General features: G+C 69.3%; 21 protein-coding genes and 1 other RNA gene. 10 read left to right on the top strand and 12 right to left on the bottom strand.

Features of this window, described 5'->3' with window-relative positions; genetic code table 11:
• Positions 1–78 precede the first annotated feature (78 nt).
• Positions 79–1,572, top strand: a complete 1,494-nt coding sequence (locus tag AC4GY7_RS16090) for an alginate export family protein (protein WP_491115933.1) — start codon at positions 79–81, stop codon at positions 1,570–1,572.
• 10 nt (positions 1,573–1,582) lie between these two features.
• Complete coding sequence (locus AC4GY7_RS16085) at positions 1,583–3,181, top strand: NAD-dependent malic enzyme (RefSeq protein ID WP_491115931.1); 1,599 nt, start codon at positions 1,583–1,585, stop codon at positions 3,179–3,181.
• Positions 3,182–3,205: 24 nt separating this feature from the next.
• Here AC4GY7_RS16085 and AC4GY7_RS16080 read toward each other — a convergent pair whose 3' ends face one another.
• Positions 3,206–6,214 (bottom strand): PAS domain-containing protein, encoded by a 3,009-nt coding sequence (locus AC4GY7_RS16080; RefSeq protein WP_491115929.1) that lies wholly within the window; start codon positions 6,212–6,214, stop codon positions 3,206–3,208.
• A 93-nt stretch (positions 6,215–6,307) separates the two neighbouring features.
• Here AC4GY7_RS16080 and AC4GY7_RS16075 point away from each other — a divergent pair, with 93 nt between their 5' ends.
• From AC4GY7_RS16075 to AC4GY7_RS16065, 3 genes are read left to right on the top strand one after another with little or no spacing between them, the layout of a single operon-like run.
• Positions 6,308–7,351, top strand: coding sequence for an enoyl-CoA hydratase/isomerase family protein (locus tag AC4GY7_RS16075; protein ID WP_491115927.1), 1,044 nt, complete (start codon positions 6,308–6,310; stop codon positions 7,349–7,351).
• An 18-nt stretch (positions 7,352–7,369) separates the two neighbouring features.
• On the top strand, positions 7,370–8,146 hold the full coding sequence (locus tag AC4GY7_RS16070; RefSeq protein ID WP_491116048.1) for an enoyl-CoA hydratase: 777 nt from the start codon (positions 7,370–7,372) through the stop codon (positions 8,144–8,146).
• A gap of 58 nt (positions 8,147–8,204) precedes the next feature.
• A complete protein-coding gene (locus tag AC4GY7_RS16065; protein ID WP_491115926.1) occupies positions 8,205–8,333 on the top strand; it encodes a hypothetical protein in 129 nt (42 codons plus the stop codon).
• Here AC4GY7_RS16065 and tmk read toward each other — a convergent pair.
• From tmk to AC4GY7_RS16050, 3 genes are read right to left on the bottom strand one after another with little or no spacing between them, the layout of a single operon-like run.
• Entirely contained in the window at positions 8,328–8,972 is a 645-nt protein-coding gene (tmk, locus tag AC4GY7_RS16060; protein WP_491115924.1) for a dTMP kinase, read from the bottom strand. The two genes, AC4GY7_RS16065 and tmk, sit on opposite strands and share 6 nt — an antisense overlap.
• 4 nt (positions 8,973–8,976) lie before the next feature.
• Positions 8,977–9,366 (bottom strand): DUF2147 domain-containing protein, encoded by a 390-nt coding sequence (locus AC4GY7_RS16055; RefSeq protein ID WP_491115923.1) that lies wholly within the window; start codon positions 9,364–9,366, stop codon positions 8,977–8,979.
• A gap of 24 nt (positions 9,367–9,390) precedes the next feature.
• Positions 9,391–9,669, bottom strand: coding sequence for a chorismate mutase (locus tag AC4GY7_RS16050; protein WP_491115921.1), 279 nt, complete (start codon positions 9,667–9,669; stop codon positions 9,391–9,393).
• Positions 9,670–9,770: 101 nt separating this feature from the next.
• Between AC4GY7_RS16050 and AC4GY7_RS16045 the strand changes: the two genes are divergently transcribed.
• Positions 9,771–10,781, top strand: a complete 1,011-nt coding sequence (locus AC4GY7_RS16045; protein WP_443584076.1) for a polyprenyl synthetase family protein — start codon at positions 9,771–9,773, stop codon at positions 10,779–10,781.
• A gap of 79 nt (positions 10,782–10,860) precedes the next feature.
• On the opposite strand, the gene AC4GY7_RS16040 is transcribed toward AC4GY7_RS16045, so the two are convergent.
• Both AC4GY7_RS16040 and AC4GY7_RS16035 read right to left on the bottom strand, forming a co-directional pair.
• Entirely contained in the window at positions 10,861–11,802 is a 942-nt protein-coding gene (locus AC4GY7_RS16040) for a cation diffusion facilitator family transporter (protein ID WP_491115919.1), read from the bottom strand.
• A gap of 93 nt (positions 11,803–11,895) precedes the next feature.
• Positions 11,896–12,213, bottom strand: coding sequence for a hypothetical protein (locus AC4GY7_RS16035; RefSeq protein WP_491115917.1), 318 nt, complete (start codon positions 12,211–12,213; stop codon positions 11,896–11,898).
• 88 nt (positions 12,214–12,301) lie between these two features.
• On the opposite strand from AC4GY7_RS16035, the gene hrpB reads away from it, so the two are divergent.
• Both hrpB and AC4GY7_RS16025 read left to right on the top strand, forming a co-directional pair.
• Positions 12,302–14,743 carry an ATP-dependent helicase HrpB gene (gene hrpB, locus AC4GY7_RS16030; protein WP_491115915.1) on the top strand — a complete coding sequence of 814 codons (2,442 nt, stop codon included), beginning with the start codon at positions 12,302–12,304 and terminating at the stop codon, positions 14,741–14,743.
• A gap of 10 nt (positions 14,744–14,753) precedes the next feature.
• A complete protein-coding gene (locus AC4GY7_RS16025) occupies positions 14,754–15,035 on the top strand; it encodes an ETC complex I subunit (protein WP_443584072.1) in 282 nt (93 codons plus the stop codon).
• A 54-nt stretch (positions 15,036–15,089) separates the two neighbouring features.
• Here the strand turns inward: AC4GY7_RS16025 and AC4GY7_RS16020 are convergent, their stop codons facing one another.
• The 4 genes from AC4GY7_RS16020 to AC4GY7_RS16005 are packed head-to-tail and all read right to left on the bottom strand — an operon-like array spanning position 15,090 to position 17,824.
• Positions 15,090–15,626 carry an NUDIX hydrolase gene (locus AC4GY7_RS16020; RefSeq protein ID WP_491115913.1) on the bottom strand — a complete coding sequence of 179 codons (537 nt, stop codon included), beginning with the start codon at positions 15,624–15,626 and terminating at the stop codon, positions 15,090–15,092.
• Positions 15,623–16,294 (bottom strand): TPM domain-containing protein, encoded by a 672-nt coding sequence (locus tag AC4GY7_RS16015; protein WP_491115911.1) that lies wholly within the window; start codon positions 16,292–16,294, stop codon positions 15,623–15,625. The genes AC4GY7_RS16020 and AC4GY7_RS16015 overlap by 4 nt, the downstream gene beginning before the upstream one ends.
• Before the next feature lies 1 nt (position 16,295).
• Positions 16,296–17,213: a TPM domain-containing protein gene (locus AC4GY7_RS16010; protein ID WP_491115909.1), complete on the bottom strand. Its 918-nt coding sequence runs from the start codon at positions 17,211–17,213 to the stop codon at positions 16,296–16,298.
• 5 nt (positions 17,214–17,218) lie between these two features.
• Positions 17,219–17,824: a LemA family protein gene (locus AC4GY7_RS16005; RefSeq protein WP_491115907.1), complete on the bottom strand. Its 606-nt coding sequence runs from the start codon at positions 17,822–17,824 to the stop codon at positions 17,219–17,221.
• Between the two features lie 110 nt (positions 17,825–17,934).
• On the opposite strand from AC4GY7_RS16005, the gene mscL reads away from it, so the two are divergent.
• Positions 17,935–18,369 (top strand): large conductance mechanosensitive channel protein MscL, encoded by a 435-nt coding sequence (gene mscL / locus AC4GY7_RS16000; protein WP_443584067.1) that lies wholly within the window; start codon positions 17,935–17,937, stop codon positions 18,367–18,369.
• A 152-nt stretch (positions 18,370–18,521) separates the two neighbouring features.
• On the opposite strand, the gene AC4GY7_RS15995 is transcribed toward mscL, so the two are convergent.
• Entirely contained in the window at positions 18,522–18,953 is a 432-nt protein-coding gene (locus AC4GY7_RS15995) for an RrF2 family transcriptional regulator (protein ID WP_443584066.1), read from the bottom strand.
• 42 nt (positions 18,954–18,995) lie between these two features.
• On the opposite strand from AC4GY7_RS15995, the gene ssrA reads away from it, so the two are divergent.
• Positions 18,996–19,373: a transfer-messenger RNA gene (gene ssrA, locus AC4GY7_RS15990) on the top strand.
• A gap of 318 nt (positions 19,374–19,691) precedes the next feature.
• Here ssrA and AC4GY7_RS15985 read toward each other — a convergent pair.
• A complete protein-coding gene (locus tag AC4GY7_RS15985; RefSeq protein WP_491115905.1) occupies positions 19,692–21,230 on the bottom strand; it encodes an MFS transporter in 1,539 nt (512 codons plus the stop codon).
• Between the last annotated feature and the right edge of the window lie 102 nt (positions 21,231–21,332).

The raw sequence follows: 21,332 nt of genomic DNA, 5'->3' as shown, positions 1-21,332 counted from the left end.
TCCCATCGGGAGAGGGAGAAGACGCCGAAGGCGGCGAGAGGGTGAGGGTGAGCGCGACGCCCTCGAAGGATCATCCCCATGCCCCATCGCTCCAGCGCCGTGCTCGGCGCCACCGCCCTGCTCACCCTCACGACCGGCGCTGCCGCGCAGACCAGCGTCGCGCCGACCGAGGCGGACCAGACCCGCAACCGTGCCACGCCGACCGTCACCTCCTACCCCGCCGCGGCGGCGGGTGACGGCGCCACCACCAACGGCTTCAACCTCTCGCGCTGGGCGGAGGATTGGCGGGGAATGCGCGATCCCGCCAGGCGCGACGATCCGCTCGATCGCCTCAAGTTCCTGCCGATCGACGGCGATGGCGACGTCTATCTCACGCTGTCCGGCGAGTTTCGGCTGCGCGTCAACCACACCACCAACCCGGGCCTGCGGGATGCGCGGGCGCAGCGGCAGGACATCAACCGCATCGTCGCCGGTGCCGACCTGCACGTCGGGCCGCATTTCCGCGCCTTTGCCGAAGTCGCGCACGGCGGCATCTCCGGCGTCGAGCTGGGCGCGCCGGCGGCGACGCTACGCAACGACCTCGTCCTCCAGCAGGCCTTTGTCGAGGGCAATGCGGAGGTGTCCGGCGTCGCGATCGGTGCCCGCTACGGCCGGCAGGAGTTCACCGACGGCCCCAACCTGCTCGTCTCGCAGCGCGACAACAACACGATCCGCTACACACTCAACGGCTGGCGGGCGTGGGCGCGCGGCGCACGGGTGCGCGCCGACCTGTTCGACCTCAAGCCGACGCAATATGGCGACCTCGGCACCGACGACGACGTGGTCGATCCGGCGCGCCGCTTCTCCGGCGTGACCCTCGGCTTCGCCGCGCCGACGACGTGGTTCGGCGGGTCGAAGCTCTACGTCGATCCCTTCCTCTGGCGGCGGCGCAACCAGGTGGGCGCGTGGGGCGGGCGGATCGGGCCGGCGACGCGCTACTACGTCGGCACGCACGTCTGGGGCGATGCCGGGCGGGTGACGATCGACTGGACGGTCAATCACCAGTTCGGTCACTATATCAACCAGGATATCGACGCCTGGCAGGTGTTCCTCGCCCAGACCTATCGCCTCGGCGCGAGCAGGACGGCGCCGCGGGTCGGTGTGCATTTCGACTATGCGAGCGGCGGCGGGGGCTATGGCGACGGCAAGCTGCGCGATGCCTATGCGCCGTTCGGCAACAACATCTATTATAGCTACGGCCTGTTCCTGACGCCGTCGAACCTCATCGCGGTGGCACCCAACGTCACCGTTTCGCCGACCAAGCGGCTGCGCGTCACCGCCGAATACCAGCTCGCCTGGCGCGACAGCGTCACCGATGCGGTCTACCGCGCCAATGGTCAGCCGTTCGCCGGTACGCAGCGGATCGGCGATGCCAAGATCGGCGACGTCGCGCGGCTCCAGGCGGTGTGGGCGATCAGCCCGCGGCTGTCGGTGACCGGCCGCTACGAACATCTCGCCGCCGGCCCTTCGCTCAGCAAGGCGGGCTTCGAAAGCTCCGACTTCCTCGCCGGCTGGACCAGCTTCCGTTTCTGAAGGACCCCGCATGTCTCCCGCCCATCACGCCGCCGCCCGCGCGCTGCTCGCCGATCCGCTGACCAACAAGGGCACCGCCTTCACCGAGGCGGAGCGCGATGCGTTCGGGCTCCACGGTCTGCTGCCGCCGCACGTCGGCACGCTGGAAAGCCAGATCGCGCGGCGACGGCGCGTGCTCGACGGGATGGCGGACGATTTCCACCGCTATGCGTTTCTGCGCGAATTGCAGGATTCGAACGAGGTGCTGTTCCATGCGCTGGTGCAGGCCGACCTGCCGCGCCTGCTGCCCCTGGTCTACACGCCTACCGTCGGTGCCGGGTGCGAGCGGTTCAGCGAAATCTGGCGCAAGCCGCGTGGCCTGTTCCTCAGCTACCCCAATCGCGACCGCATCGCCGATATCCTCGCCGACCCGGCGCTCGACCGGATCAAGGTGATCGTGGTCAGCGACGGCGAGCGGATCCTGGGCCTCGGCGATCAGGGCGCGGGAGGGATGGGCATCCCGATCGGCAAGCTGGCGCTCTACACCGCCTGCGCCGGCATCCACCCGGCCGAGGTGCTGCCGATCCTGCTCGACGTCGGCACCGACAATGCGGCTCTGCGCGACGATCCGCTCTATGTCGGCTGGCGCAACCCGCGGGTGCGGGGCGAGGATTATGCCGCCTTCGTCGACAGCTTCGTCGAGGCTGTGGCGGCGCGCTGGCCGGACGTGCTGCTGCAATGGGAGGATTTCGCCGGGCACAATGCGCACGACCTGCTCGGCCGCTATCGCGACCGGCTGCCGAGCTTCAACGACGATATCCAGGGGACCGCCGCGACCGCGGTCGGCACCCTGCTGTCGGCGATCCGGCGGACCGGCGCACGGCTGGCCGACCAGCGGATCGTATTGTTCGGTGCGGGCGCGGCGGGCAGCGGCGTCGCCGAACTGCTGGTGCAGGCGTTGCAGGCGGAGGGGCTGGACGAGGCGGCGGCGCGGGCGAGGATCTGGGCAGTGGATCGCGACGGACTGATCGTGTCCGACATGGCGATGCTCACCCCGCCGCAGGTACGGCTCGCACGCGATGCGGCGGAGGTCGTGGACTGGCCGGCGCAGGACCTGCTCGGCACCGTGCAGGCGGTGCGACCGACCGTGCTGATCGGCGCATCGGGGCAGGCCGGCAGCTTCACCGAAGCGGTGGTGCGCGCGATGGCGGCGGGATGCGCCCGGCCGGTGATCTTCCCGCTCTCCAACCCTATATCGCGGGCGGAGGCGCATCCCGCCGACCTCCTCGCCTGGACCGAGGGGCGGGCGCTGGTCGGCACCGGCAGCCCGTTCGGCGTCGCCGGGGTGACGCAGGTCAACAACGTCTACATTTTTCCCGGCGTCGGCCTGGGTGCGATCGCGGCGGGTGCGCATCGCGTCACCGATGGCATGTTCATGGCCGCCGCACGGGCGCTGGGTGCGATGGGGGGCGAGGGCGACACGTTGCTGCCGCCGATCGCGGCGTTGCGCGAGGTGGCGCTGGGGATCGCGGTGGCGGTGGCGCGGGCGGCCGTCGCGGACGGCGTGGCGGCGGAGGAGCTGACGGAAGAGCGGATCGCCGCGCTGATGTGGCAGGCGGTGTACGATTGAATCCTCCCCGTGCCGGGGAGGACTTCAGGCGTCCTGCTTGCGTCCGGCCGTCTGCACCGCGCCGCGCGGAAGCGCCGCGGCGATCGCCGCTTGCAGTGCCTCCGTGCCATAGGGTTTGGCCAGCAGCACCGCGCCCGTGCCCGTCGGCACCGCCGCGGTGTCACCGGTGGCGAAGACGATGCCCACGCCGGGCCGCAGTTCGCGCGCCTTCACCGCAAAATCCGGTCCCGATGCGCCGGGCAGGTTCACGTCGGTCACCAGCGCATCGATCGGCACCGTCTGCAGCGCGGTCATCGCATCTTCCGCGCTGGCGGCATCGACCACGACATAGCCGCTGGCCTGGAGCAGTTCGGCGGTGGTCGCGCGGATCACCTCGTCGTCCTCGACCAGCAGCACGGTGACCTGCCCCGCGGCGCCCGGCGTCGCGCGCAACGGCGCGGGCGCGCTCGTCATCCGCCGGGCGGCGAGGCCGGCGTTGCGCTGGCGCTGATTGGCCAGCACGTGGCGGAACTTCCGCGCCAGCGCCTCGCGCGTATAGGGTTTGGACAGCAACTCGACGCCGGCATCCAGCCGCCCGCCGTGGACGATCGAATTCTCGGTATAGCCGCTGGTGAACAGCACCGCGAGGTCGGGCAGCCGCTCCTTCGCCTTGCGCGCGAGTTCGGGGCTCTTGAGCGTGCCGGGCATCACCACGTCGGTGAACAGCATGTCGATCGGGATGCCGCTCTCGATGACGTTCAGGGCGCTTTGCGCGTCCACCGCCTTCAGCACGCGATAGCCGAGGTCGCCGAGCATCTCGACCACCGTCGCGCGGACCTCCTCGTCGTCCTCGACGACCAGTACCGTTTCCGTGCCGCCCTGCACCGGCCCGGTGTCCACCGTCACCTCGACATCCTCCGCCTCGCGGCTGCGCGGCAGGTAGAGCTTGATGGTGGTGCCCTCGCCGACCTCGGAATAGATCTTCACATGGCCGCCGGATTGCTTGACGAAGCCATAGACCATCGACAGCCCGAGGCCCGATCCCTTCCCCTCCGATTTGGTCGAGAAGAACGGTTCGAACACCTTGGCGACGATGTCGGGCGCCATGCCGCTGCCGGTATCGCTGACCGCCAGCATGACATATTGTCCTGGCTCCACCTCGTCATGGGTACGGGCGTAATCGTCGTCGAGGTGCGCGTTGGCAAGCTCGATGGTCAGCCGGCCCGTGCCGTTCATCGCGTCGCGCGCGTTGATGGCAAGGTTCAGCAGGGCATTCTCGATCTGGGCGGGATCGATGAAGCAGTTCCACAGACCGCCGCCGAACACCGTCTCCACCTCGATACCCTCGCCGATCGCACGGCGCAGCATGTCGTCCATGCCCTGGACGAAGCGGGTGACGTTGACGACCTTGGGCTCCAGCGCCTGCCGCCGGCCGAAGGCTAGCAGCTGCGCGGCGAGCTTCGACCCGCGCGAGACGCCGGCCATGGCATTGGCGACGCGGCGCTCGGCGCGGTCGTTGCCGGCGATATCCTTGGCGAGCAGCTGGAGGTTGCCGGAGACGACCTGGAGCAGGTTGTTGAAATCGTGCGCGACGCCGCCGGTCAGCTTGCCGATCGTCTCCATCTTCTGCGCCTGGGCGAGGGCGGCCTCGGCCTGGCGGCGCTCGCCGATCTCGGCGATGACGCGCGCCTCGAGATTCTCGTTCAGCTGGCGCAGCTGTTCCTCGGCGCGCTCGCGGTGGCGGACCTGGCGCTGGAGGTGCTCGGCCTGATCGCGCAGCGTCTGTTCGGCGGCGCGTTGTTCGGTGATGTCGGTGTGGACGCCGACCCATTCGATGATGGCGCCCGCCGCGTCGGTGATCGGCAGCGCGCGGATCAGGCAGTTGCGCCACGCGCCGTCGTAGCGGCGCACGCGATGTTCGAAGATGAAGACCGATTTGGCCGCCACCGCCGCATGCCAGGCGGCGAGCGTCGGCGCGGTATCGTCGGGATGCACCGCGGCGGTCCAGCCATAGCCTTCATAGGCTTCGATCGTCTGGCCGGTCAGTGCGGTCCATCCCGGTTGCTCGCCGGTCATCCGCCCGTCGGCGGTGTTGGTCCACAAGACGCCGTGCACCGCCTCCATCGCGGCGCGGAATCGGCCGTTGCTTGCCTGTACCGCCGCCTCGCGCTGTGCGCGTTCCTCGATATCGGTGACGAGGACGTGGAAGCCCTCTACCTCTCCGGCGGCGTCGCGGCGCGGGAGGTAGCGGATGTCGCACTGGCGAAAGCCGCCGTCGCGATGCGCCATGCGCCCCTCGGTCGCGATCCGCTCCCCGGCGAGCGCGCGTTCGACCAGCGGCAGGCGCTCGGTATAGACGGTTTCGCCGACCACATCGCGCAGGTGGCGCCCGGTCACCGCATCGGGCGCGATGTCGAACCAGTCCTGATAATAGCTGTTGGCGAAGCGATAGATATGGTCGCGATCGACATAGGAGATCAGCACCGGCAGCGCATCGGTGATCGACCGCAGTTCGGCGGCGCTGGCCGTCACCGCCAGCTCCGCGCCGATCCGCGCGGTATTGTCGATCACAGTACACATCACCCCGCCGACGCGGCCGTCACCGCCATGGACGGGCGTGTAGAACAGGTCGAAGAAGAACTGGCGCGGTCTGCCGTCATGCTGCAGCACCATCGGCTGATCGCGATAGGCGACGACCTCTCCGGTGAAGCCGCGTTCCAGGATCGCCTTGTTCCAGTCCCAGATCTCGGGCCAGATGCCCTCGACGGTGCCGCCGAGCGCCTGCGGGTGTTTGCTGCCCGCAATGGCGGCATAGCCGTCGTTGTAGAGCATGACATGGTCGTCGCCCCACATCAGCACCTTGGGTACCGGCGAATTGACGATGTTGCTGACGGTGGTGCGGAGTGTCGCCGACCAGGTGTCGATCGGGCCGAGCGAGGTGGCGGTCCAGTCGAAGGCGCGGATCAGCGCGCCGCAGTCACCGCCGCCGACGGGCCAGGCGAACTTAGAATCGGGCTGCGGGCCGGGATGCAGGGGAGGCATGATCCCGGGCATGCGCCTGCGATTGCACGCGTGTCAAACATCCAGATCAGCATTTCGGCGGTTCGGTATGGACGCGCGATCGATCGGGGGCCAAAGGCTGGGGCCATGAGCCAGGACCTGCTGATCGACAAACAGGGCGCCGTCGGACGCCTGCGCCTCAACCGGCCCAAGGCGCTCCACGCGCTCAACCTGGCGATGTGCGAAGGCATGCTGGCGGCGCTCGACGACTGGCGTACCGATGCGGGCGTCGCGGCGGTGCTGATCGACCATGCCGAGGGCCGCGGTTTCTGCGCCGGCGGCGACATCCGGTTGCTGAGCGAGAGCGGGGCGGGCGACGGCGTCGCGGCGCGCGCCTTCTTCCACACCGAATATCGCCTGAACCATCGCCTGTTCACCTATGCCAAGCCGACCGTCGCGTTCATGGATGGGGTGACGATGGGCGGCGGCGTCGGCATCGCGCTGCCCTGCCGCTGGCGTGTCGCGACCGAAAACACCCGCTTCGCGATGCCGGAGACGGGGATCGGCCTGTTCCCCGACGTGGGCGGCGGCTGGTACCTCTCGCGCCTGCCCGGGCGGATCGGGCAGTTCCTGGCGCTGACCGGTCATCGGCTCGACGGGGCGGAGGCGCATGCGCTGGGTCTTGCCACCCATTACCTGCCCGCCGCGGCGCTGGAGGAGGCGAAGGCCGCGATCGTCTTCGATCCGCAGGGGATCGAGGCGGCGCTCGATCGGCTCGCGGTCGCGCCCCCGCCGGCGCGGCTGCTCGACCAGCGCGCCGCGATCGATCGCCTGTTCGCGTCGGACACGCTGGAGGACGTCTTCGCCGCATTGGCGGCCGATGGCAGCGCCTTCGCTGCCGAACAGCTTGCCGTGTTGCGCAGCAAGTCGCCGCAGACGATGAAGGTGTCGCTGCGCCTGCTCTACGACGGCGGCCTGATGCAGAGCTTCGCCGACGAGATGGTGCAGGAATATGCCGTCGCCAGCCGCGTCGTGCAGCGCCACGATTTCCTGGAGGGCGTCCGCGCCGTGCTGGTCGACAAGGATCATGCCCCGCGCTGGCAGCCTGCCACCCCGGAGGGGGTGACGGATCACCTGATCGACCAGATCTTCGCGCCGCTGCCGCCTGCGGAAGCGTGGACGCCGGCATAACGACATAAGGAGAGCATGATGTCGGACTATCAGACCATTCTCGTCGAACGGCGCGAGCGCGTCACGCTCATCACGCTCAACCGGCCCGAGGCGCTCAACGCCTTGAACGCGCAGGTGCTCGCCGATCTGCTGGCGGCGCTCGCCGCGTTCGATGCCGACGAGGGGCAGGGCTGCGCGGTGCTCACCGGCAGCGCCAAGGCTTTTGCCGCGGGCGCCGATATCAAGGAAATGGCGGCGATGGACTTCGCCGCCATGTACGGCACCAACCATTTCACCGGCTACGAACGGCTGACGCAGACGAGGAAGCCGATCATCGCGGCGGTCGCCGGCTATGCGCTGGGCGGCGGCTGCGAACTCGCCATGATGTGCGACTTCATCCTCGCCGCGGACACGGCCAGATTCGGCCAGCCTGAGGTGAAGCTGGCGGTCAGCCCCGGCATGGGCGGCTCGCAGCGCCTCGCCCGCGCGGTCGGCAAGGCCAAGGCGATGGAGATGTGCCTCACCGGACGGATGATGGACGCCGCCGAGGCCGAGCGCGCCGGCCTCGTCAGCCGCGTCATCCCCGCCGCCGACCTGATCGACGAAGCGATGAAGACCGCCGCCACGATCGCCGCCATGGCGCCGCTGGCCGTGCTGGCGAACAAGGAGATGGTCAACGCCGCGTTCGAGACGAGCCTGGCGCAGGGCGTGCAGTTCGAACGCCGCCTGTTCCACGGCCTGTTCGGCACCGCCGACCAGAAGGAAGGCATGGCAGCCTTTGTTGAGAAGCGGCCGGGGAACTGGACGGGTCGGTGAGGGAGCGCTCGGGCCGCCGACGTTTGCAGACGCGCTCGGTCGGTGGAACGCGGCATTGTTGACGAGCTTCGCCGAAGCTGTGGTGGAGTGGGTCGACGATCGTTTCGGGCGAGCGGCTTCCTGGATCGCGAGCGGCGTTGCCGTGTTGCTCCTGACGGTAGGGGTAATCGTCGTCGCGCTGTTATAACGCTCGCGGCAGGAACCTCTCCACCGCCGCCAGCGCCGCCGCCTGCACCGCCTCCGGCGTGCCACTCGCGTCCACCACGACGTGACGTTCAGGCGCTGCTGCTGCCTGCGCGAGGAAGGCGCCACGGATGCGCTGGTGGAAGGGGAGGGCGAGGCTTTCGAAGCGGCCTTCGTCGATGGCATCGTCGCTGAGCCGCTTGCGGCTGCGGGCGAGGCCGATCGCGGGATCAAGGTCGAGCACCAGGGTGAGGTCGGGCCACAGGTCGTCGACTACCGCGGCGTGCAGGTCGCGGATCAGGCGTTCGTCCATGCAGCGGCCGGCGCCCTGATAGGCGAGGGTGGAGCCGGCATAGCGATCCGACACGACGATCCGCCCGGCGGCGACCGCGGGGCGGATGACGCGGGCGACGTGCTGGACGCGCGCGGCGGTCATCAGCAGCAGCTCCGCGCGCGGTTCCCACGCATCGTCGCTGCCGGCGAGCAGCAGGCCGCGCAGGCTTTCGCCCTGCGGCGTGCCTCCCGGCTCGCGCGTGCCGAGCACGTCGTGGCCGCGCGCCGCGAGCTCCGCGACCAGCGCGCGGACGACGCCGCTCTTGCCCGATCCGTCGACGCCCTCGACCGCGATGAACGCACCCGCCATCCGCTCAGTCCCGCCGCCAAATCTGCGATTTGCAGATGAACCCGCCGATCAGGCAACCGCGCACGTTCAGCGTATCGGCATCGACCATGGTGACCGTCGATCCAAAGGCACGGCCCATGTCGGGAACATAGATCTGGCCGGACCAGCGCCCCTTGCCGCTGGTGCGATAACCACGCAGCAGGGCGGTGCCGATCAGCGGCGGATAGCCCTTGCTGGTGACGTCGCTCTTCGCCTTGTCGGTGGCACGGACCACCCAGCCGCACAGCCGCTCGCCGCAATGGCCGGTCTTTACCGCGACGCTGTTCCGGGGATTGTGCCATACGCCGAGGATCGCCGCCTGGTGGTCCAGGGCAGGCGTCGCGGCGGCGGAGGCGAGGATCAGGGCGGCGATCACGGCAGCGGAGATGGTCGGCCGCGCTCAGCCGCGCAACTGCTCGTGATGGCGGATCACCTCGTCGATGATGAAGCGCAGGAACTTCTCGCTGAATTCGGGGTCGAGCTCGGCTTCTTCGGCGAGCTGGCGCAGGCGGGCGATCTGCCGCTCTTCGCGGCCCGGATCGGCGGCGGGCAGGCCGGAGGTCGCCTTGTGCCGGCCGACCGCCTGCGTCACCTTGAAGCGCTCGGCGAGCAGATGGACCAGCGCCGCATCGATGTTGTCGATGCTCTTGCGGTATCCTTGCAGCACGTCGTCGCTCATCCGTTGCCCCCTACCGCCCATTCCAGCATCCCCATGGGGCGTGTTGAGGCTGCGAGCAAGGCTTGCCTTCGCGCGCGCCACCCGTCACAGCGCGAGGCGAGATGACCGCTACCATCCATCGCCTCGATCGTCCCGAGCCTTCGCTTGAGCCGCTGCTCCAGCTCGTCGCGGGCGACATGAACGCCGTCAACACGGTGATCCTCGATCGCATGCAGTCGCAGATCCCGCTGATCCCGGAGCTGGCCGGGCATCTGATCGCGGGCGGCGGCAAGCGGATGCGCCCGATGCTGACGCTCGCGAGCGCGCGGCTGATCGGCTATACCGGCACACGGCACCACCGCCTCGCCGCCGCGGTCGAGTTCATCCACACCGCGACGCTGCTGCACGACGACGTCGTCGACGGATCCGACCTGCGGCGCGGCAAGCGCACCGCCAACATCATCTGGGGCAATCCGGCGAGCGTCCTCGTCGGCGATTTCCTGTTCAGCCGCAGTTTCGAGCTGATGGTGGAAGACGGCAGTCTCAAGGTGCTGAAGATCCTGTCCAACGCTTCTGCGGTGATCGCGGAGGGCGAGGTGAACCAGCTTACCGCGGCGCGGCGCATCGATCTGGGCGAGGACCGCTACCTCGACATCATCAACGCCAAGACGGCGGCGCTGTTCGCCGCCGCCTGCCGGATCAGCGCGGTGGTGGCGGAACGGAGCGAGGGCGAAGAGGCGGCGCTCGATGCCTATGGCCGCAATCTCGGCATCGCCTTCCAGCTGGTCGACGATGCGATCGACTATGTGTCGGACGCGGGCACGATGGGCAAGGATGCGGGCGACGACTTCCGCGAAGGCAAGATGACGCTGCCCGTCATCCTCGCCTACGCCCGCGGCGATGCGGACGATCGCAAGTTCTGGAAGGACGCGATCGAGGGCCGGCGCGCCTCCGACGCGGATTTCGCGCATGCCATCGATCTGGTCCGCAAGACCCGCTCGGTCGACGATACGCTCGCCCGCGCCCGCCATTATGGCCAGCGCGCGATCGACGCGATCGGCGGCTTCGCCGGCGGCAAGGCCAAAGATGCGATGATCGAGGCGGTCGAATTCGCGGTCGCCAGAGCCTATTAGGCTTTGGTGACCCGGCCGGCGGGTCGGCGCAGCCGAACCCGTCCGACGTCACGCCGGCGGCCCTGCAAGCGGTCCGCGTTCAACAGCTCTCGCAATCGTTCCCCGTCTCGACCTGCAACGTCGCATGGCCGATGTGGAACCGGTCGTGCAGCATCGCCCGTGCCGCGGCGAGGAAGGCATCGCCCGGATAGCCGCCGGGGATCACCAGATGCGCGGTCAGCACCGGTTCGGTGGTGGACATCGGCCAGATATGTAGGTCGTGGACCTTGGCGACGCCGGGCAGCGCGGCGAGGGCGTCGGTGACCGCGTCGTAATCGATCGCGCGCGGCACCGCGGCAAGGCTCATCTCGACGGTTTCATGGAGCAGGCCCCAGGTCTGCCAGAAGATGATCGCGGCGATCACCAGGCTGACCAGCGGGTCGATCCAGCCGAGTCCCGTCGCCCAGATGGCGATGCCCGCCAGCACCACGCCCGCCGACACCGCGGCATCGCTCAGCATGTGAAGGTAGGCGCCGCGGATGTTGATGTCGCCCTTGCGACCGCGCGCGAACAGCCAGGCGGTGAAGGCGTTGACCGCGATCCCTGCGCCGGCGACGACCGACACGGTCAGGCCGGCGACGACGGGCGGGTCGCCGAAGCGCTGTACCGCCTCCAGCACGATCGCGCCGAGCGCGACCAGCAGGAACACGGCGTTCGCCAGTGCGGCGAGGATGGTCGAGCCCTTCAGGCCATAGGTGAAGCGCTTGGTCGGCGCGCTGCGGGCGAGCGCGGCGCCGCCCCAGGCGACGGCGAGGCCGAGCACGTCCGACAGATTGTGGCCGGCATCGGCGAGCAGCGCGACCGAGCCGGTCCACAGCCCCGTCGCGGCCTCCGCCACCACATAGGCGATGTTGAGCCCGATCCCGATCGCGAAGGCGCGGTCAAACGAGGCGGGGCCATGGGCATGGCCATGAGCGTGGCCATGCCCATGCCCATGGCCGTGGTCATGCCCGTGCCCGTGGTGATGATGATGTCCGCCCACTCGTCCCGCCCGGTTCTGCCGTCGTGCCGTGTCTACCACCCGATCGGCGGGAGATACTAGGACGCGGCGGATGACCTTTTTGTCATCACAGCATCACGACTTGCCGAACAGTCCGCCGAGATTGCCGAGCAGCCCGCTCAGGCCACCCTCGCCCGTCTGCCCCAGCAGTGCGCCGAGGTTGCCGAGGGCGCCCTCGCCGCCGAGGTGGCCGAGGATCTGCTGCAACACGTCGGGCGACAGTCCGGTGGAATCGGCGGCGCCTGCCACCGTGTCGCCGGGCTGGACGTGCGCTGCGCCCAGCGCCGCGATCGCTGCGCTTACCTGTTCGGGCGACAGGCCGATCTTTTCCGCGAGATTGGCGATCGCCGGATTGCCGGCCGCCTGGCCGAGGATAGTGTCGAACAGACCCATCGTGCGTCTCCCGTGTCGTGTCGCCGTGCGGCATAGCAGCCCCAGGCCATCGCGTCGCCCGCCGATCCGCGATAAGGGCGCAGGCGCCGTGACCGACCTGCCGATCTTCGCCGTCCTGCCCAACCTGCTTGCCGCCCTGCGGGCCAGCAGCAATGCGGTGCTCGTCGCTCCACCGGGAGCGGGCAAGACGACCGCCGTCGCCCCGGCCTTGCTGGAGGAGCCGTGGTGCACCGGCGAGGTGCTGCTGCTGTCGCCGCGCCGGCTGGCGGCACGTGCGGCGGCGGAGCGGATGGCTGCGCTGGCAGGCGAGGGCGTCGGCGGCACCTATGGCTATGCCACGCGGATGGACAGCCGGCGTTCGGCGGCGACGCGGGTGACGGTGGTGACCGAGGGCATCTTCGTCGCGCGTATGCAGGCCGATCCCGAACTGGCCGGCATCTCGGCGGTGCTGTTCGACGAGGTGCACGAACGCAGTCTCGATGGCGATTTCGGGCTGGCACTGGCGCTGGATGCGCAGGCCGCGCTCAGGCCGGACCTGCGGCTGGTGGCGATGTCCGCGACGCTCGACGGCTCCCGATTCGCGGCGCTGATGGGGCAGGCACCGGTGATCGAGAGCGAGGGACGGAGCCATCTGCTCGACCTGCGCTACCTCGGCCGCGCCGGCGATGCGCGGATCGAGGATGCGATGGCGCGTGCGATCCGCCGTGCGCTGGCGGAGGAAGAGGGTGGCGTGCTCGCCTTCCTGCCCGGCGTCGGCGAGATCGAGCGGACGGCGGAGCGATTGGCCGACCTGCCCGCGTCCATCGCGATCCATCATCTTCACGGCAGCCTCGAACCTCCCGCCCAGCGTGCCGCGATTCGCCCCGAACCCGACGGCCGGCGCAAGCTGGTGCTGGCGACCGGCATCGCCGAAACCAGCCTGACCCTCGACGGCATCCGCATCGTCGTCGATTCGGGGCTGGCGCGACGGGCGCGATACGACCGGGCGGCGGGGATGACGCGGCTGGTGACGGAGCGCGCCAGCCAGGCGGCGGTGATCCAGCGCGCCGGGCGTGCGGCGCGGCTGGGGCCGGGCGTCGCCTATCGCCTGTGGGAAGAGGCGGCGACCGGGGGGCTGCCGCGCTTCGATCCGCCGGAGATCCTGGAGGCGGACCTGTCGGGCCTCGTCCTGGCGGCGGCGCTATGGGGTGTCGGCGACCCGCGCGATCTCGCCTGGCTCGACCCGCCGCCCGCCGCGGCAGTGGCGGAGGCGCGCGAGCGGCTGGCGCTGGTGGAGGCGATCGACGACGATGGCCGCCCGACGGCGCACGGCCGCCGGATCGCGACGATGCCGATGCCGCCGCGGCTTGCCCACATGCTGCTGCGCGCCGGCGACATGGGGCAGGGGCGGATCGCCGCCGAAGTCGCGGTGCTGCTGTCGGAGCGCGGCCTCGGCGGCACCGATCCCGATCTCGACACGCGCTTGCGCCGCTGGCGCAGCGAGCGCGGGACGAAGGCGGTGGCGGCGCGGCGGCTGGTCGAGCGCTGGGCGACGCTTGCGGGAGGTGGAACGGGCGAAGGGGATGAGGGCGTCGAGGTGCCGATCGCGCTCGCCTTTCCGGACCGCATCGCCCGCGCGCGCGACGTCAGCGGCGAATTCTGGGCCTCGACCGGCGGCCGCGGCTTTCGCCTCGATCCGGGCAGCGCGCTTGCCCGCAACGGCTGGCTGGCGGTGGCGGAAACGCAGGGCGCGGCGTCGGGGGCGCGCATCCTCGCCGCGGCCCCGATCGCGCTCGCGACGATCGAGCGGCTGTTCGCCGACCGGATCGAAACGCGCCGGACGGTGGAGTTCGATGCCGCGACCGGTGGCGTGACGGCATTGCGGGAACGGCGGCTCGGTGCGTTGCGGCTGTCCTCCGGGCCGGATGCGCAGGCCGATCCTGCCGCGGTTGCCGCGGCGCTGCTGGAGGGCGTGCGCACGCAGGGGCGGCACCTGCTGCCGTGGAGTGCGGGCGCGGCGGCGCTGCGCGCGCGGGCGACCTATGCGGGCGTGCCGATCGAGGCGCTGATGCGCGACCGGCTGGACGAATGGCTGCCGCCGCTGCTGGACGGGCGCCGCCGGCTCGATGCCATTCCGGCGGGCGCACTGACGGAGGCGCTGCGCTCCCTCGTCGGCTGGGAGGGTATGCGCCAGGTCGATCGCTTGGCGCCGGCCGATTTTACCAGCCCCGCCGGCAGCACCCACGCCATCGACTATGCCGCTGAAGGGGGCCCGCGCGTCGAATTGCGCGTACAGGCGCTGTTCGGCCTTGCCGACCATCCGGTGGTCGGCAGCGCGCGGGTGCCGCTGGTGCTCAGCCTGACCTCGCCTGCCGGCCGACCGATCCAGACGACCCGCGATCTGCCTGGCTTCTGGGCGGGCAGCTGGCATGCCGTGGCGAAGGAGATGCGCGGCCGCTATCCCCGGCACCCGTGGCCCGACAACCCCGCCGCGGCATCGGCGACATTGCGCACCAAAAAGGCGGATGCGCGTTCTGCCGGCACACGCTAAGGAAACGTCCATGCCTACCGTCCGTATCTTCCAGCGCCCCAAGAATGCGATGCAGTCCGGCAAAGCCCGGACGCAGGTGTGGCGCCTCGAATTCGAACCCGCCGAGCCCAAGCATGCCGATCCGCTCACCGGCTGGGCGGGCAGCGGCGATACCCGCGAACAGGTCCGCCTGAGCTTCCCGACGCAGGAGGCCGCGGTCGCCTATTGCGAGGCGCAGGGCTTCGACTACGAGCTGGTGCCGGCGCCCAAGCCAAAGCTCAAGTTGCAGGCCTACGCCGACAATTTTCGTTGAGGCAGTGACAAGCCGCTGACGGTGCTCCTGCGGAAGCGGGAGCCCCGATGCGCTTCAGGCGACCGGCTCGCCCGTCACCTCGGCGATCAGGCCGCTGCCGAGCAGCAGCAGCATCTTGGCATCGATCGCCACGCCCTCGCGGCGCTTGGCGGCGACGAAGCCCTGCACCGCTTCCGGTGCGACGCGGTGGACGGTGATGTTCTCCTGTTCGTCGCCGCCGCCTTCGCCGGTGCGGGTCAGACCGGTCGCCAGCACCAGCGTGAAGCTTTCGGAGGTCATGCCGGGGGAGGAGAAGAACTCGCCGTGCTCCTCGACCATGGCGGCGTGATAGCCCGTTTCTTCCTCCAGCTCGCGGCGCGCGGCTTCCGCGACGCTCTCACCCGCACTGTCGTCGCCGACGAGGCCGGCGGGCAGTTCCAGGCAGGTCCGCCCGAGTGGCACGCGATGTTGCTCGACGAGCAGCAACTGCCCCTGCGCGTCGATCGCGACGATCACCGCGGCGGTGATGCGCCCCTTGCGCTCGGCATATTCCCAGGTGCCCGCTTTGCGGACGGAGAGGTACTTGCCCTCCCAGACGGTGTCGGTGGTCATAGCTCGATCAAACGGTCCGGCAGTTCGTTGGTGTCGTCGGCACGCGGCGGAAAATGCTCGGCGAGGACGAGGCCGATCTGGCGCACCGCCTCGGCCATGCCGTCGCCGGGACGGCCGTCGCGCGTCGCGGCGATCAGCGCCGCCATCGCCGCGCCCCACACATCGGGGGTGACGCGCGAATGGATCGCGGCATCGGCGATGATCTCCGCCCGGTGCTCGTCGAGCGACAGGTAGAGGAGGACGCCGGTGGCATCGCGCGTGCGCGCCTCGGCACTGGCGCGGAACAGCGTCAGCGCGCGGGCATGGACGCGGCGTCCGGCGGTGCTGCCCGGCGTCAACGCCATGCGCAGCGGTCGATAGGCTAGGATGACGCGCACGATCAGGAAGGTCGCGGCGAGCAGCAGCAGGGCCACGGTGAACAGCCCGCCCGGTGCCGGCGCGCCGTCCCATGGATCGGCGACGAGGCCGTGCAGCCATACCGCCACGCCCGGCATCAGCGCCAGCAAGGCCAACACCAGCAGCATCGCCAGCACCGCCCAATGCAGCGCGACGTCGTGATAGGCGTCGGAGCGGCGCGCGACGACGGTGACGATTTCGCCGGCCGTCTCGCGCTCCGCCTCGGCCACTGCTGTGGCGACGCGTGTACGGTCGGCGTCAGTCAGCCGCATCTCACCAACTCCCCGAGGCGCCACCGCCTCCGAAGTCACCGCCGCCGCCACCGGTGAAGCCGCCGCCGCCCCAGCTGCCGTCGCTGCCTCCGGAATCGCCGCCACCACTCCAGCCGCCGCCACCGCTGCCCCAGCCGCCGCCGCCATGCGAGGATCGACCGATCTCGTTGGCGATGCCCCACAAGACGATCGGCAGCGCGCTGCCGCCGCCATCGTCGTAGCGTCGGCCCCATGGCCCTGCACGCCGCCGCCCGCGGATCAGCGGGACCAGCACGAACAAAAGGATGATCGCCCAGACGATCAACCCGAACGGCACGCCGCCGCCGTTGCGATTTGCCGAGGTGCGGCGATGGGCCTGATCGAACTGCTTGGTGGCGGCATCCAGCCGGGCTTGAGCTTCCTCTGGGGAGGCGCGCAGCTGCTGGGCTATCGCGTCGACACCGGCGGTCATCGCGCCGGGAATGTCGCCTGCCTTCAGCCGCGGCATCATGTCCTGGTTGATGATGACGCTGGACAACGCGTCCGTCAGGATCGGTTCGAGGCCGCGGCCGACTTCGATACGCGGACCACGATGGCCGGCGGGCTCGTTAGGCGCGATGAACAGGATTGCGCCGTTGTTGACGTCCTTGAGGCCGACGCCCCAAGCCCGGCCCAGCTTGTAGCCATATTCTTCGATTGGGTAGCCTTGCAGGTTCGGGATTGTCGCAACGACCAGCTGCCGCTTGGTATCCTTCTGCAGTGCCTCCAACTTCGCCGTCAGCGCTGCCCTCGTTTCTGCTGGCAGCACGTTGGCATCATCGACGACGAGGCCGGTAAATTTAGGGAAGGTCTGCGCCGATGCTGGCGAGACGATCAGTCCTGCCAGCATCAGCAGCATCGCCGCCCGCCAGACGGCGAGCGCCCGGACGAGGGCGGTCATCGCCGTCAGCTCGCATTCCCGAAATTGACGCTCGGTGCCACCTCTGCGTTCGGCGAAGTTGCGGCGAACGGGGTGAGGGGCTTGGCACCGTAGAAGATCTTCGCGCCGACGGCGTCGGGGAAGGTGCGGATGCGGGTGTTATACGCCTGCACGGCCGTGTTGTAATCGGTGCGGGCGATGGTGATCCGGTTCTCGGTGCCTTCCAGCTGGCTCATCAGCGTGGTGTAATTGCCCTGGCTCTTGAGCTCCGGATAGGCCTCCTGCAACCGCTGCAGCGACAGGGTGACGGCACCCTGCGCGCGTTCGAAGGCCTGGACCTTGGCGGGATCGCTCAGCTGGTCGCCCGACAGCTTGACCTGGTTGGCGCTGGCGCGGGCCTGCGTCACCTGGGTGAGGATATCCTTCTCCTGCGCGCCGGCGGCCCTCACCGTGGCGACAAGGTTGGGGATCAGGTCGGCACGGCGCTGATACTGATTCTCGACATCGGCCCAGCGCGCCTTGGCGTTCTCTTCCGCAGTCGGCACCGAGTTGATGCCGCAGCCGGCCAGCGAGCCGCTGGCGACGGCGGCAAGGGCGAAGGCGGCAACGGGGCGAAGCGACGGCATGAACATCCTCCTGGGTGTATCTGTGCTATCCATATAGGACAGCAGGCGGGCTTGGCGAAGGGGAAAACGCCCCCTAACCTCGGGCAACCTCATCGGATAACGAGGAAAGGGCGGTCATGTTCAAGGAATTCAAGACGTTCATCGCGCGCGGCAACGTGCTCGACCTGGCCGTCGCGGTCATCATCGGCGCGGCGTTCAGCAAGATCGTCACCTCGCTGACCGAGGACGTCATCATGCCGGTGATCGGCAAGATCTTCGGCGGCCTCGATTTTTCCGGCTATTTCCTACGCATGGGGCCGGTGCCGGCGAACTACACCGGCTCGCTGACCGACTATGCCGCGCTCAAGAAGGCGGGCGTGCCGCTGCTCGGCTATGGCGAGTTCATCACTCAGGCGGCGAATTTCCTGATCGTCGCCTTCATCATCTTCCTGCTGGTGCGCGCGGTGAACAAGCTGATGCCGAAGCCGGAAGCGCCCAAGGCCGCCGAGCCGGCGGACATCACGCTGCTGCGCGAAATCCGCGATGAACTGAAGGCGCGGCCGCGGGTATAACCTCATTCCTCCCTCGTTTTAGCGGGGGGGGGGGGGGCGCGCCCGTAGGGCGTGGTGGAGGGGGCGTCTCCGCAAGCACGACGTGCGTCGCTTACCCTCCCCTCCGTCAGCTTCGCTGCTACCTCCCCCTGGCGGGGGAGGACGTGAACGATCTACGCCGCGACCAGCTGCTCCGCCGTCGCATCGGCGAGGCTGGTGCCGTCGAGGATGCGCGCGGTCTCGTCGCGCACGCGCATCATCGCGTGGCGGATGGCGCAGTCCGCCTCGCTCTTGCAGTCGTTGCAGGGGCGGTAGGCGGTGCGGCTGACGCAGGGGACGAGCGCCAGTGGTCCTTCGATCACGCGGATCACCTCGCCCAGCGAAATGAGATGCGCGGGGCGGGCGAGGACGTACCCGCCCATCTTGCCGCGCGTGCTGCTGAGCAGGCCGGCGTCGCGCAGGTCGGCGAGGATCAGCTCGAGGAACTTGCGCGGCACGTTCGCGGCGGTCGCGATCCGGCCCATGGGGATCGGCGGCGTGGCGGCGGGTGCTTCGGCAAGGAACAGCATCGCGCGCAGCGCGTAGCGGGAACGCTGGGTCAACATGATGGGTCGCCTATGGCCCTATAATGTGGCGAGCGAAAGGCGTGGATTGCAGCGGCGCGGCATCGCGCCTATATCGGTCGGGCCGGCTTCCAGCCGGCTATGGCGATAAACGGTGGCGTTAAATAGGCGCAGCGGACCCGGGGGCAGTACCCGGCGGCTCCACCACCGCAGCTGAGGCGCGCGGCGCCACGCTTCATGCGTGGGGCCGTTGCCACAGCTTCGATGATGGGGCCGAACTAGGATCGACGTGTGTTGAAAAGCGCTGTCTTTCGCTCGGAATGGGACCACCGCAACGGCCCATTACACAAGTGCCAACGATAACGAAGCACTCGCGATTGCGGCGTAACTGAGGGCCTCACGGCCTAAGGTTACACCAAGATAGCGCGGTCGGACCCCACCGGGCAACAGAAGGGGATTCCAGCGGTACGGGGAGCACCGGGCAACAGAAGCTCCCCACCTTTCCCATCTCACCTTTCCGTCATCCCAGCGAATGCCGGGATCCATGGCGGGTATGCCGCCGGTGGTGCGCGCCGAAGCTGTTGGCGCGCTGTCCATGGATCCCGGCGTTCGCCGGGATGACGGAGGGGGCTAGGTCGTGCCGGATGAGCCGCCTGTACGATCGAGCGCACGGGCCGGAACGCAAGAGTGTGCCGAGACGGACGGGCCGCCGGATGACGAACCGGACGCGCCGCCGGATGACGAACCGGACGCGCCGCCGGATGACGAACCGGACGCGCGTTACCGCTTGGCCGCCACCGGGTTGTTGCCCCACAGCCGGTCGTAGGACCAGCCCGACAGATCCTCCACCACCCGCGCATGCTCCGCCTCCGCCGGACGCCGTTCGCCGGCGCGGAAGCGTTCGATCTCGTCGAGCAGGATCGCATGGGTCCGCGGCGTCAGGCGGAAACGGGTCGAGACGAGCACGCCGAACACCAGCATCGCCAGCGTTCCCGCGCCGAGCACGCCGACGATCGCGGCGATCGCGGTCGGGCTCTGCACGGTCGCCTTGGAGACGAAGCCCGAGGCCTGCATCACCTGCCCGACGAGGATGACGGCGAGCGCCTGGCTCATCTTGCGCACGAAGGTCATGACCCCGGCGAACGCGCCCTCCCGCCGGCGGCCGGTGACGATCTCGTCGACGTCGGCCATGTAATTGTACGTCGCCCAGGGGATGTAGTTGAGCGCGCCGCGACCCAGGCCGGCGAACACCACCGGCAGCCAGAACAGGGCGGAGGTCGCGCCATAGCCGGCGGCATACATGGCAAGGAAGATGACGACGCCGATGGCAAAGCTCAACGCCGCGAAGCGGTAGGCGGCAGCGGGCGACAGGCGCAGCGCGAAGTTGATCGCGAGCACCACGGCGACCAGCTGCACGATGTACGTCACGCCGACGAGGTTGGCGACGATGCCCGTCGTGCCGGCGAGCGCGAAGATCACGAAATAGGTGAAGGCGGCGTTGTAGATATCCTGGCTGATATAGCCGCCGAGATACATGCCGAGGTGCAGCCGGAACGCGCGGATGCGCAGCGTCGAGAACAGGTTGCGATACAGCGCGGCGAAGGCCGCGCCCAGCGTCGGCCGGTCCTTCGCCTCCGCCTCGTCTAGGCCGGGCGGGCGCTGCCGCTCCCAGCTGAAGGTGTAGAGCAGGGCCGCCGCGCCCATGAACAGCACGGAGAAGATGATGCCCATGTAGAGGTAGGTGTCGGGGGAGTCCGGCCCCAGATAGGCGATCAGCCAGCCGGGCAGGAAGGCGGCGCCGATCGCCGACACCTGCCCGCACAGGATGCGCGCGCCGGCGAACTTCGCCTTGGTCTTGTAGTCGGTCGCCATTTCGGCGGCGAGCGTCTCATAGGGAATGATCTCCAGCGCGTAGACCATCTCGAACAGGACGTAGGTGACGAGATAGTACCAGAAGCTCTGACCCGACACCCACATGATCGCGAACGAGGGGAGAAGCGGAATCGCGGCGAGGATGAAGAACCGCCGGCGCCCAAACCGGCGGGCAAGCGCGGTCCGGCCGATATTGTCGGAGAGGTGACCGATCAGCGGGCTGGTGAACGCGTCGAGCACGCGCGCCACGCCGAAGATGATCGTCGCCTGCGCCGCGGAGAGGCCGCAGAAGCTGGTGTAGAAGATCAGGATCCAGGTCGAGATGACCGCCATCGACCCTGCGCCCAGCACGTCGTTCGAGCCGTAGGCGAGGAGGTTGTACCAGCGGACCGGGCGGGAGGGCGCGGTGGGCATGATGGGTCGGGCGGCGATGGGGTCGGTGGCCATGACTGGATCCTCTCAGCCCCTCCCCTTCAGGGGAGGGGTAAGGGGTGGGGGAGCCTCGCAGAGACTGTCGCTTGTGACTCCCCCACCCCCATCCCCTCCCCT

It is taken from the genome of Sphingomonas sp. SP5, from assembly GCF_058313455.1.
Note: the sequence above shows the minus strand (reverse complement) of the source record. Positions and strands in the feature narration are given on the sequence as shown.